Source organism: Roseibium aggregatum, from assembly GCF_017309185.1.
GTDB lineage: Bacteria > Pseudomonadota > Alphaproteobacteria > Rhizobiales > Stappiaceae > Roseibium > Roseibium aggregatum_B.
Window position 1 is genome coordinate 23,127 of sequence record NZ_JAEKJZ010000001.1, and the last position, 11,787, is coordinate 34,913.

Sequence of the window (11,787 nt, forward strand, 5' to 3'; positions counted from 1 at the left end):
CCTTCTCCCCCCTTGAGGGGGAGATGTCAGCTTTGGCTGACAGAGGGGGGGAACCAGCCGTTCGACTCCATTCAGCTTTTCATATTGCCGCACAGCCGCGCCCCCCTCTGTCCGTTTCACGGACATCTCCCCCGCAAGGGTGGAGAGGGGTGCAAGCGGCAAGGCCAGGAGGTGTCCAACCTCGAAACGATCACTCCGCCGCCACATTCACATTCAGCATGTTCGGAAGGGCTTGCGGGGCCGTGGCCAGGCTGCCGAGGATGTTGGTGAGCGGTACCGGATTGGCCGGGGTCAGCGTCACCCTGAGTCCGTTCGGGTTGTTGAGGAATTTCGTGGCTGCCTCGCTGACCATGGCCGTGAAGGCCTGGTTCTTGAGCTGGCCGCTTGCCGCGACAGCCTGGGCGACGAGCGCGGAGCGCAGCGTCTCTTCCGGAACCCCCTGCAGATAGGCCATGTGCGGCAGGCCCTTGGCGACCAGGCCGGCGTCCTTGAAGGTAACAGTGGCCTCGACGAACTGGGCCATGATCGCCGCCAGTTGCCCCTGGCCCTGCGGATCCTCGAAGAGGGCCTTGGGCACATTGGCGAAGCGGGCGGAGGCTTCGGCGCGCCCGAGCCCTTCGATATCCACCATCAGGCGCTCCAGGCGCAGGTCCAGGGTGGCTTCGTCCCAGGTAAGGCGGGTCTCGTCGGACCAGACGACCGTATCCAGCCCAAGGGCCTCGAACAGGGTCCTGAGTTCCAGGTCCTTGATCGTCTTGACCGGAACGCGGATGCCGTCGTTTCGCGCATAGAGACTGGTCGGAATGGGCGGGACAGTGGTGGAAACGCTGAATTCCGCCTTGCCGATCTCGGTGGTTCCGGTGTCGGGAAGGTTGACCTCCAGTCCCTCGATTTCATAGCCGAAGGAGCGCGGCACGAAGGCCTTCACGATCTCCATCGGGTGGTCTTTGGCATAGTCCTTGTCCGCGACCATCTCGCCGATGACGGTTTTCATCGGTGCGAACTCGGCGAAGCTGATATCGTTGATCGAAGCCCACTCGAGCGTGGCGAACCCGCCGCCCGGAAGGTCCGGCGCGTTCAGGCCGACAAGCAGCATTTCGCCGATCCCCTCGGAGCTGACATTCGTCATCGCCATTTCCTCGATGGCGACATCAACGTCCTTTTGCGAATCGGGCGTGGGAATATTCAAGGTGAACCCGCTCACCCGGGCATCCGCCAGTCCGAAGGAGCGGTATACCTGAAATGCCCCCAGGATAAGCTCGTCCGGCGCGATCGTCTTCTTGCTGAGCAGAGCGTCGAAGAGGGCCAGGAGATCGTTCTCCCGCTTGGTGACCGTGACATCGGCCATGGACACCTTTTCCACGGACATGTTGACCGACAGGCCGTTGCCCAACTCTTGCTTGTTTTCGTAATCGACCGTCGAACCGGATTCGATCAGTGTCATTTTCTCGCCGGTTTCCGGTATCGACGGATCGAAGAGGCTGAGAACGGCGTTGAAATCCATGTTCTGGTAGATGGTCTTGCCCTGGGACGTGATCTGGTTGAGCATCTCGCCGGACTGCAGGTCCCGCGTCCGCATACTCTGGGTCACCTGGTCGACGGAATATTCGCCCACCCGTCCTTCGACCACATCGGAAATTCGATACCCGTCCATTTGCATGGTTCCGGATACGGCCGGAGTGTCTCGGCCTTCCTCATAAGCCTCGAAGGTCATCCCGATATTGTCGGCCTTCGCCAGAGTGTAAGAGGCCAGCAGGCTGGATTTGACAAAAGGGAGCCAGCGGCTGACCGGCCGCTCCGGGTCCTCTGCGGGCATCGCCGGGATCGTGAAATCGTAGTTGTCGATTTCGGTCCCCGCCAGACGGCCTTTTACATCGATCCGGCCTTCGCCTTCGACCGAGCCGGAAAGCCTGAAATTCGTGTCGTCGGAATAAACGATCTTGTCCGCGGAAAAGGAGTTGGCGTCACGGCTCAGTCCGGCGAAAGTGAGTGTGCCGGCGGTGAACGAAACCGACCAGGTGAGCCGGGACGGCTTGGCAGGGGAGCTCCCGGAACCGTCGGCGGCTTCCCCCGGTTCTTTCATCGCGATTCCGGTGATGGAGCCTCCCAGCGATATGGTGCTGTTCGTAACCGTCAGCGTGTTGCTCGCGGCGTCGTAGTTCACCGCACCGTTTTCGACGGTCAGACCGAGGCTCTTTAGGGCGTCGACATAGGCGTTGAAGGCGGCCAGGCCGGTGTCCTGGGCAAACGCGGGGCTGGAGATGAGGACCAGCGCCACGCCGAAACTGACAACGCGGGAGCGCGATGCGGTCTTGTGCCGGAGATGGGAAGAGACGGACGGAAAAAACAATATCTTGGCTCCAGATCGAAGAACCGGGCCTGGTCTGACGGTGTCAGCAGGACCCCGGTACAGGGGGAGGATGAGTCTCAACTTCAAGGAACTATGGGACAATCTCATGACCGGGTCGAATCAATTGCCCGCGTGCCCTGACAGCTCCCGCAGCCATTCGCCCCGGACGCTTTCGTCCGTCTCGGCTGCGAGCGCGGTGCTTTTCAGGTCTGCGACCGTGTTCCTGGGCGCAAGCCGGCGCAGCGCCCAGACCGCGGCGCCCCGGACGGTCGGATCGGGATCGACGAGAAGTGTCCGGACTTTCTCCAGCAGTCCGGTCTCCCCGGAATTGCCCGCGGCGATCAGCACGTTGCGCAGGAACCGGTTACGTCCGATCCGCTTGACCGGCGACCCGGAAAAAAGCTTCCGAAAGGAAGCGTCGTCCAGATCCAGAAGCTCCGACAGCTTCGGCGCGATCAGATCCGCGCGGGCGATCAGCTTGGCTTCCCTTGCAGCCTCTGCGAATTTGTTCCACGGACAGGCAGCGAGGCAGTCGTCGCAGCCGTAGATCCGGTTGCCCATGGGCTCCCGGAATTCTTCCGGAATCGGGCCGGGATGTTCGATGGTCAGATAGGAGATGCATCTGCGGGCATCCAGTTGATAAGGGGCGGGGAAGGCGTCTGTCGGGCAACTGTCGAGACAGGCCCGGCACGAACCGCAATGATCGCGTTCGGCAGCGCTTTCAGACAGCTCAAGCGTGGTGAAGATCGAACCGAGAAAAAACCAGGAGCCGAGCTCGCGCGACACCAGATTGGTGTGTTTGCCCTGCCAGCCGAGCCCGGCCGCCTGGGCGAGCGGCTTTTCCATGACCGGCGCCGTATCGACAAAGACCTTGACGTCGCCTCCGGCCCGGGAGACCAGAAAACTTGCCAGCTCTTTCAGTCGTCCCTTGATGACGTCGTGATAGTCGCGGTGGCGGGCATAGATGGAAATGCCACCGGTCGTCTTGTCGGCGAGATGGGCGAGCGGCTGCTCTTCCGGCGCGTCGCCCGGACCGTAATTCATCGCCAGCATGATCACGGAGCGGACCTCCGGCCACAGCGCCGACGGCGCGGCGCGGCGATCCGCCGTCTCGGCCATCCAGCCCATGGTGCCGTGATAGCCCTTGTCCAGGAACGCGCGCAGGCGGCCGGCGACATCCGGCAGAGAACTCACCGGCGCGATTTTCAGATCGTCGAAGCCAAGCTTGTCCGCCTTGTGCTTAAAGGCAGTCAGGAGCTTTGCGGTCTTTTTGTCCAAGACGGTCGCTCTGGCGCTTTTAAAAATCGAGGTCCGCGTAGCTCGGCGCCGGTGGCATGCCGAGAACCTTTTCGCCCAGAAGCGGACGCATGCTGGGCCGGGACTTGACCCGCGCGTACCAGTTCTTGATGTCGTCCTCGTCCTTCCAGACCACTTCCCCCAGATAATCGGCGCAGGACAGGCCTGCGGCAAGGGCGAAATCGGCGAAGGTCAGACGGTCGCCCGCCAGCCAGCGGCGGGAGGCGACAAGATAGCCGAAATATTTCAGATGATGATGGATGTTAGCGCGCGCCACCCTGAGCGCGGCGGAATCCGGTTCGCCGCCTCCGGCCGACTTCGGCATGATCTGTTTGTAGATGCGTTCCCGTACCAGGTGCCCGACCACTTCCTGATCGAATTTGATCAGCGCCCACTCCACCAGCCGGCGCGTTTCGGCTCTTGCTTCCGGGTGGTCCGGCATCAGCCGCCGGTCGGCGACCGCATAGCCCCGGGTCTCGTCGAGATATTCCATGATCGGCCCCGGACCGCAGATCGCCGGGCCCTCGTTTTCCACCATCACCGGAACCGTTCCGGCGGCGTTCAGCATCAAAAGCCGCTGCGGCCGCTCCCACGGGTTTACATGCTGTTCCTCGAAGGCAGCGCTGTATTCGCTCAGAATCAGCCTGACGAATCTGGACGATGGCGAGAACGGATGGTGATAAAGCGTCAGCATGAAAGGGTTTAGAGCCTGAACTGTGGCAACACTAGGTCGAAGCGCGGCTTTGGTGAACGCGTTCCGCCTTAGTTTGCCTCACATATGGTTATCAAGGGTTTGACGGGAGACGCTTCCTCCGGCAAGAAACGCCGGCGGGCGTCTTGGCCCGAGTCGCAAATGATTTTTTTCGGGCTGGTTTTCATCAAGCCGTTTGGAGACGGGACATAATGGACGGTCAAACGATTGTAAACGCGCTGATCCTCGGCATCGTCGAAGGCCTGACCGAGTTCATACCGGTGTCCTCGACCGGTCACATCCTGCTTTTAGGCCATTTTCTGGGCTTCGAAAGCACCGGCAAGACCTTCGAGGTCCTGATCCAGCTCGGCGCCATCCTGGCGATCCTGTCGGTTTATTTCGGCCGCCTGTGGTCGCTGATGCTTTCGCTGCCGTCCGATCCGACCAGCCGCCGGTTCGTCGCCGGCATCCTGATCGCCTTCCTGCCTGCCGCCGTGATCGGAGTTCTCCTGCATGGTTTCATCAAGGAGGTTCTGTTTGAATCGCCGGCGCTGATCTGCACGACTCTTCTTCTCGGAGGTATCGTGCTTTTGTGGATCGACCGCCTGCCGCTCCAGCCGCGCTACACCAATGTCATGGATTATCCGCTGTCGCTCTGCCTGAAGATCGGCTTCTGTCAGTGTCTGGCGATGGTCCCGGGCGTTTCCCGCTCGGGCGCGACGATCGCCGGCGCGCTCCTCATGGGAACGGACAAGCGTTCGGCGGCGGAGTTCTCGTTTTTCCTCGCCATGCCGACCATGGCGGGCGCCTTTGCCTATGACCTCTACAAGAACCGCGACGTGCTTTCGATGGACGATGCCATGATCATCACCATCGGCTTCGTCGCCTCCTTCATCGCGGGTGTCTTCGTGGTCAAGGGGCTTCTGGACTTCGTCTCCCGCCACGGCTTCGCGCCCTTCGCCTGGTGGCGGATCTTCGTCGGCCTCGCCGGCTTCGCGGGTCTCTACTTCCTGGGGTGATGCTGTCCGACAGATCTGTTTCGGAAGACTGGTTCACACTGGCGGTCTTGCCGGACTTGATCCGGCAATCCATGGCGAGACGATGCAACACGCCGAAACGGTCGGCTTGCACAAGAAACGCTATGGATCCCATGGTCGAGCCATGGGATGATCGGGGAGGCGGGAGCAAGCGGCAGGGCCCGTTACGGGCGCGAGGTTTTTTGCCGCGTTTTCCCCTCAGCCGGCAGGTTCCGTCCGCCTGTCGGTGGCGTAAAGCCCGGCAAGCTCTGCAAGTTCCTCGGCGATCTCCTTGCGCAGGTCCGCAGGTTCGATCAGTTCCGCGCCCGGCCCGAGCCAGCGGACCAGGGGCAGGATGCGGGCGCGTTCCGTGCTGGGGATGCTCACCAGCACGCGCCCGTCGTCCGTGGGCGTGAACACCGCGTGCCGGTAATACCAGTCGGCGCTGAGTTTGCGGGCCTGGTTGGCTGTGATCAGGATCCTGGCGATTTCCTCCTCCTGCTCCCAGCGGCGCATGGCGTTGGAGAGCCAGGCACCGCCAAGCAGGCTCTGGATGGAAAAGGTCTTGTCCGGCCGGAAGAACAGCCCGCTGACTTCCAGGTTGCGCACCCGGTCGGCCCGGTAGACCTTGACGACATTGGTGTCGACGCAGCGGCCCGCCAGATACCAGAGGTCCCGGTCGAACATGATGCCGTAAGGCTCCACCTCATGGGGTTTGACGGTCTGCCGGACCGGATTGCAGTGCTCGAAGCGGACCCGCTTGCTGTCCAAAATGCCGGCCATGAAGCCGTCCAGTGCCTTCTGCCAGTCCTTGTTCGCCTCCGCCTTGGTGCCGGAATGGAAGATGTCGGCGGGGATCGGTTCGATCCCGACGATGCGTTCCGCGTCCTTGAGCAGTCCGTGAACCGATTTCGGCAGCGAGGCGAGCAGCTTCTTCTGCGCGGACGTCAGATCGTCGGCGAGCGGCACGGTCCGGCTCGAGCGCGTCAGCGCCATGGCCGACAGAAGGGCGGCGGTCTCGTTGCGGGTCAGGGCGACAGGCGGCTGCAGATAGCCGCTGGCGAGCCGGTAGCCGCCTTCCGCGCCGCGCTCCGCGTCGACCGGAACGCCGAGCGCGATCAGCCGGTCGATGTCGCGGTAGATCGTCCGCAACGAGACCTGGAAGCGCTCCGCAAGCGTGGTCGCCGGGATGAGCTTGCCGCCCGTGAGCAGAAGAAGAATGCCGAGCGCGCGTTCGATCGGGTTCATGGAGTTGTGTCTCACCGGATTCGATAAAAACTTTTAGCTTGAGAACAGAACAAGATCAAACCTGACTCCCTGCTGTCAGGATTGGTTTGTCATTGTCTTTCTGTCCCCGGGAAACGGAACGGAAATTCCCTGCCCCCGAAAGGACTGTCGTTGATCCAGGAGAAGAGAGATGAGCCTTGAAATTGAAACCGTCTTCCGCAGCCGTGCCCATAGCCGCGGTATCCTGCTGGCTGCCCTTCATGGTGTTGCCGAAAGGCTTCACCGTTATTATGTCCGCCGGGCAACTTATCGTGCCCTGTCTCGCCTGAGCGAAGCGGAACTCAAGGATATCGGCCTCATGCGCACCGAACTCGGCTACCAGGAACTGCATGAGGATCGTGGCCGTATCAGGGGCTTGCGATGACTGCGCCCGGCGGCAGGCCCGTGGCTGTCAGCCGCCGGATTTGCGCGTGAGCGCCTTGATCTCCGGTTTGTTCCAGAACAGGAACATGGCGCTCAGCGCGACGAGGGCCGCCACGATCACGCCGTAAAACGGAATGTCGAGATTGAAGCCGATCAGCTCGCCGCCGATCAGGGAAATGACACCCGCCACCAGCGTGAAGACGGCGATCGTGACCCCCATCACCCAGCCCTGTTCCTTTTCGCCGACCGCGGCCGAGTAGAGCCCGAGAAAGGTCGGATAGGCGATACCGAAGGCGAAATAGAAACAGAAGACGGGAACGAAGGTCAAAAGCGCTGCGGGCGCCGCGACGAAGGCGGCCGATGACAGGGCCCAGACCACAAAGGTGATCCCGAGGATTGCCTCCTTGCTGAACCGCTTTTGCGCCGGCACCACCAGGAAGGTGCTCGAAAACGCCAGGGCCACGCCGATGGTCAGCATCACCATGCTGCCGCCGAACGTGCCGTAGCCGAACCGGCTGGTCAGGTAATTGTCGACGAAGATGTAAAAAGACATGTTGGCGACGTGGAACAGGAAGAACACCACCGTCAGGCGCAGAACGACGGGATAATCCCTGATCCGCCACAAAAGCTCGAAAATCTCGGACGGACGGAAGCGGAACGGCCGCTGCTCAGCCACGGCGTCCTCCCGATCCTCGAAAAAGACGAGCACCAGGAAAAGCGCGGCCACGACCAGCGCGAAACAGGCGTAAAACGGCAGCTTGACGCTGGCAAGGCTTCCGAGAATGACCGGGTCGGACAGAAACCCGCCGAGGATCGGACCGCCCACAAGACCGAAGCTGACGCCGGTGATGATGTAGCCCATGTTTCGGTTGCAGTCCTCCTCGTCGACACTGCCGTCGACCATCGCCGCCTGGGCGATCGGCTGGTTGCCCGCGGTCAGGCCGGTGACGGCACGGCCGAGGATCAGGAGCGGGAAGCTGTTCAGATAAAGCGCCACGATCGTCAGCGCATATCCGCCGAGCGCGCCGCACAGGCAGATCAGGATGGCGTTCTTGCGCCCGATCACATCCGAGAGTTTGGAGATATAGGGCGCGCCGAAAAACCAGCACAGGAAAAAGACGCCGATGATCAGCCCGTAGTCGAAATGGCGCATCGCCTCGGACGTCGCCTTCGGCAGCATCGAGGCGTCGGGTTCCATGATCAGGCTGTTGATGATCGGAAACACCAGCCCCTGGCCGAGAAGGTCCACGAACACGACAAAGAGCAGTGTGAACTTGGCAAGTCTCGTCATCGGCCCCTCCGCAGATGAGACAAAGCCTAGGCGAAGACGCCCGGGGCAGCAACGGAAAGCTGTAGTGAAGAGGGGGGAGGTTTAAGTCTGCGGACAAACCTCACGACGTCATTCCGGACAGCGGGCCGCGAAGCGGAATCGCGTGAGCCGGAATCCAGAGATCAGTGCGAGCGATAGCGAGCCCTAATTTTCATAAGCGTTTGTTTTGAGCATTGAGCACCTTCGGTGCAAAATATTTCTGGGTTCCGGATCGGCGCGCAGCTTCGCTGCACTTGTCCGGAATGACAGTCCAGAGCTTTTTTAAACAGCCTTACCTCACGCCGGCCGGTGGGCGTCGTACTGGCCGTGGGTGCGGAAGCGGTCCAGGTAGGTGGGCAGCACGGCGGCGAGCGTCACGGGGGAAATTCCGATGCCTTCCAGCGTGCGTCCGCCGGCCCTGGCTTCGTCCGAGACCACATTGTCGGACTTCAGCAGCTCCACCTGATCGGCGGTGATCGGCGCGCCGGGAAGAAGCTGCATGACCTTGCCCATCGCCGAGGCGACGGGGAAGGGGATCGGCAGCAGAACGCGCGAGCGGCGGGTGACCTCGAGAACCTCTTCCATACAGTCCTTGAAGCTTTTGACTTCCGGTCCGCCCAACTCATAGGCGGCGCCGGGTGTCAGCTCTCCATCGACCGCGCGCGCAACTGCCTCGGCGACATCGCAGACATAGACCGGCTGGAACTTGGTCTCGCCGCCGCCGATCAGCGGCAGCGCGGGAGAAAGCCGTGCCATGCCGGCGAACTTGTTGAAGAAGTCGTCTTCCGGGCCGAAGACGATGGACGGACGCAGGATAACGCTTTCGGGAAGGGTTTCCAGAACGGCGGCCTCGCCGGCGGCCTTGGTGCGCGCATAGACGGAGGGACTGTCCGCGTCCGCTCCGATCGCCGAGATATGGGTGATGCCTTCAAGGCCCGCAGCCCGGGCGGCTTCGGCGATGGCGCGCGGCCCGAAGGCCTGGATGGCGTCGAAAGTCTGTTTTCCGGTCGGCGCCAGGATGCCGACGGCGTTGACCACCGCGTCGGACCCGATCACGGCCCGGTCCACCGACCAGCGGTAGCGCAGGTTCGCCTGAACCGGCATGATCTGCCCCGGCATGCCGAGCGGCTGCAGGTGGGTTGCGAGATCCGGACGGCGGACGGCCGCGCGCACCCGGTAGCCGCGCCGCGCCAGCGCCTGAACGATGTGGCGGCCGAGGAAGCCGGATCCGCCGAAAACCGTGACCAGTTTGCCGTTAAGTTGTGTGGACATCCTCAAGTGCCTTCTGTCGCGTCCAAAAGGGTTGGCCGGAAAGCGAAAAACGCCTGACGGCCCTGAGCCTCGTAGCCCTTCTCATAGCCCTTTGCGGGCACGGTGTGAAGTACCGGCCGCGCTTGAGGAAAAAAAGTCTCACTCCATGATTGACAACCACTTGAGCGGCCCTTACAAGCCCCCCTCACGGCCCAGGTGGCGGAACTGGTAGACGCGCTAGCTTCAGGTGCTAGTGCCCTTACGGGCGTGGAGGTTCGAGTCCTCTCCTGGGCACCAAATTTTTTCTTGGATCATAACCGGTTCGGTCCAGGAAACCTTTTCAAAAAAGCTCCGCTCTGGCGGGGCTTTTTTGGTTTTTAGGGGAACTGGTAAGGGATCCGACGGACGGTCACTTTTCCGCGTTGGTTGCCGTCTTTTTCAAACGGTCCCGGTGAGACCGCTTCAACCGCCTAAATTCTCAGGCGTCCAGCGCGTAACCGAAGGTCTCGAAGTCGCTGGCGTAGAAGGTCTTCAGCTTGAGCAGGTCGGCCTGTGCGATCGGGAAGCGGGGTCTGTTGGAGGCGTTGGCGTGGGGGACCGGTCCGAAGGCGTGGCCGATCTTCGCTCCGATCGTGTCGAGCGCGGACTGCAATCCATCCTCGAACCTGAAGACGACGGGATCGAACTGCGACGTGAACTCCGCCTGCGGGCGGATATGATTGTCGAGGATGAAAGGGTTCGTCGAATAGTCGGCCAGGATCCTGTCCAGCCAGCCGGAGAAAGCCCTGGTGAGTTCCGCCGGCGAAGCCTCCGAAATGCGCACCTTGCGGCGGCGAAAGCCGGCGTAGTAGCGGAACTTCAGATCCTTGCACCGGTAAAAGAACTCGCTCACGAGCCTGTCGACCGGATGCCGGACAACGGCGAAGCTGTAGTCGACGAACTCCCGCTGCATGACCGCGCTCAGCAGGTCTCCGTGGAAATGCTGCGGTGTGCAGCGCAGCCCCACCGGCCGGCGGTCGCTAAAAAGGGCCTTCGGACCCGCGGCCTGAAACGCTTCTTCAACCGATGTGCCGCCCGTCTTCGGAATATGAATGAACAGGATGGTCTTCTGATTGATTTTGAAAAGCGGCATGCGCGGCGTTTGCCCTGTTGCACCTGGAGTTTCGGCCGATCGCTCGCAAGGAGCCTCAACGCCCGTGCTGTATGGCACCGCTTCGAACAAGTTTCAATCGGGCAGCAAAAATCGCGGCCATCCGGCATCTGCCAGGAGCCCTTGAAGACGTTCTCGCCGCGCACCTCGATCTTGCCGAGATCATCCTGAGGAAGGGGGCTCCGGTCTCCGGGTCGGTGACCTTGGGTTCGATCCCCGGCAGCACGTACCCGCCACTCCCTAATGCCCCACCGACTTCGAAAACACGTTGATCACCAGCACCCCTGCCACGATCAGGCCGAGCCCCAGGATCGCGGGCAAGTCGAGTTTCTGGTCGAAGAACAGCCAGGCGACCATTGTGATCAATACGATGCCGGTGGCCGACCAGATGGCGTAGACGATGCCCGTCGGCAGCACACGGATGGGGTAGGAGAGCAGCCAGAAGGACAGCGCGTAGCCGACAACGGTGATCACCGAAGGCACCAGCTTCGTGAAATTGTCGGCCTTTGCGAGCGCGGAGGTGGCGATCACCTCCGCGACGATGGCGGCGATCAGGAACAGGTAGGTGGTCACGAGGCTGGCTGGCATGGCGGTCTTTGACAGGTAAAGAGATGCGGACGACGCACCGGATGTAACTCCGGATCGCCGCCGCTGCAAACCGATTGTTCAAAACCTCTTTTCCCTTCCTGTGCCGGCGAATTACGCAGCGCTGATAAGGGAAAGTCATGTTGAGCGGCCGGGACTGGGTCCTGTTGACGCGCCCGACGGACAAGCGCGCTGCGATGGCGCCGCGCCACGATGTCTGCCTGCCCGATTTCCGCGAGGGGCACGAAGCGCTGTCGCGGCAGTCCTTTTTGCGCCGTGGCGTTACCGCGGACGAGGCCGCCGGCGTCACCGCCTGTTTGCCTGGCGAACGATCCGGCGGCATGACCGGGGAGATCCCGCAGATCAACGGCGGCTTGCGGCACACGCGGGAGCAGGCGCCCCTTCCTTAGAGATGGCGCTCGGCGCTTCCTCAGGATGAGGGAAAGAGAGGGAGGGATTTATGCAAGGGGCATCCTCGACGATCCTCGG

Annotated in this window: 11 protein-coding genes and 1 tRNA gene; 4 read left to right on the top strand and 8 right to left on the bottom strand. The window is 62.0% G+C overall.

Annotated elements, in window-relative coordinates; translation table 11 throughout:
* Nucleotides 1-190: 190 nt before the first annotated feature.
* The 3 genes from JF539_RS00115 to JF539_RS00125 all read right to left on the bottom strand — a co-directional run bounded on the left by JF539_RS00115 (nucleotide 191) and on the right by JF539_RS00125 (nucleotide 4,340).
* Complete coding sequence (locus JF539_RS00115) at nucleotides 191-2,350, bottom strand: hypothetical protein (protein WP_207137875.1); 2,160 nt, start codon at nucleotides 2,348-2,350, stop codon at nucleotides 191-193.
* Between the two features lie 120 nt (nucleotides 2,351-2,470).
* A complete protein-coding gene (gene queG, locus JF539_RS00120; protein WP_207137877.1) occupies nucleotides 2,471-3,628 on the bottom strand; it encodes a tRNA epoxyqueuosine(34) reductase QueG in 1,158 nt (385 codons plus the stop codon).
* Between the two features lie 19 nt (nucleotides 3,629-3,647).
* Complete coding sequence (locus JF539_RS00125) at nucleotides 3,648-4,340, bottom strand: glutathione S-transferase family protein (protein ID WP_207137879.1); 693 nt, start codon at nucleotides 4,338-4,340, stop codon at nucleotides 3,648-3,650.
* A 209-nt stretch (nucleotides 4,341-4,549) separates the two neighbouring features.
* On the opposite strand from JF539_RS00125, the gene JF539_RS00130 reads away from it, so the two are divergent.
* Nucleotides 4,550-5,356 (top strand): undecaprenyl-diphosphate phosphatase, encoded by an 807-nt coding sequence (locus JF539_RS00130; RefSeq protein WP_209016929.1) that lies wholly within the window; start codon nucleotides 4,550-4,552, stop codon nucleotides 5,354-5,356.
* Between the two features lie 216 nt (nucleotides 5,357-5,572).
* On the opposite strand, the gene JF539_RS00135 is transcribed toward JF539_RS00130, so the two are convergent.
* Nucleotides 5,573-6,601 carry a helix-turn-helix transcriptional regulator gene (locus tag JF539_RS00135; RefSeq protein WP_207137882.1) on the bottom strand — a complete coding sequence of 343 codons (1,029 nt, stop codon included), beginning with the start codon at nucleotides 6,599-6,601 and terminating at the stop codon, nucleotides 5,573-5,575.
* Nucleotides 6,602-6,770: 169 nt separating this feature from the next.
* Here JF539_RS00135 and JF539_RS00140 point away from each other — a divergent pair, with 169 nt between their 5' ends.
* Entirely contained in the window at nucleotides 6,771-7,004 is a 234-nt protein-coding gene (locus JF539_RS00140) for a DUF1127 domain-containing protein (protein ID WP_207137884.1), read from the top strand.
* A 27-nt stretch (nucleotides 7,005-7,031) separates the two neighbouring features.
* On the opposite strand, the gene JF539_RS00145 is transcribed toward JF539_RS00140, so the two are convergent.
* Nucleotides 7,032-8,294, bottom strand: a complete 1,263-nt coding sequence (locus JF539_RS00145) for an MFS transporter (RefSeq protein WP_207137886.1) — start codon at nucleotides 8,292-8,294, stop codon at nucleotides 7,032-7,034.
* 315 nt (nucleotides 8,295-8,609) lie between these two features.
* A complete protein-coding gene (locus JF539_RS00150; RefSeq protein ID WP_207137888.1) occupies nucleotides 8,610-9,584 on the bottom strand; it encodes a complex I NDUFA9 subunit family protein in 975 nt (324 codons plus the stop codon).
* Between the two features lie 189 nt (nucleotides 9,585-9,773).
* On the opposite strand from JF539_RS00150, the gene JF539_RS00155 reads away from it, so the two are divergent.
* A tRNA-Leu gene (locus JF539_RS00155) sits at nucleotides 9,774-9,860 on the top strand.
* Nucleotides 9,861-10,041: 181 nt separating this feature from the next.
* Here JF539_RS00155 and JF539_RS00160 read toward each other — a convergent pair.
* Together JF539_RS00160 and JF539_RS00165 are read right to left on the bottom strand one after the other, a co-directional pair.
* Entirely contained in the window at nucleotides 10,042-10,695 is a 654-nt protein-coding gene (locus JF539_RS00160; RefSeq protein ID WP_207137890.1) for a sulfotransferase family 2 domain-containing protein, read from the bottom strand.
* A 258-nt stretch (nucleotides 10,696-10,953) separates the two neighbouring features.
* Complete coding sequence (locus tag JF539_RS00165; protein WP_207137892.1) at nucleotides 10,954-11,301, bottom strand: SMR family transporter; 348 nt, start codon at nucleotides 11,299-11,301, stop codon at nucleotides 10,954-10,956.
* Between the two features lie 137 nt (nucleotides 11,302-11,438).
* Between JF539_RS00165 and JF539_RS00170 the strand changes: the two genes are divergently transcribed.
* On the top strand, nucleotides 11,439-11,708 hold the full coding sequence (locus tag JF539_RS00170) for a hypothetical protein (RefSeq protein ID WP_207137893.1): 270 nt from the start codon (nucleotides 11,439-11,441) through the stop codon (nucleotides 11,706-11,708).
* Nucleotides 11,709-11,787: the final 79 nt, after the last annotated feature.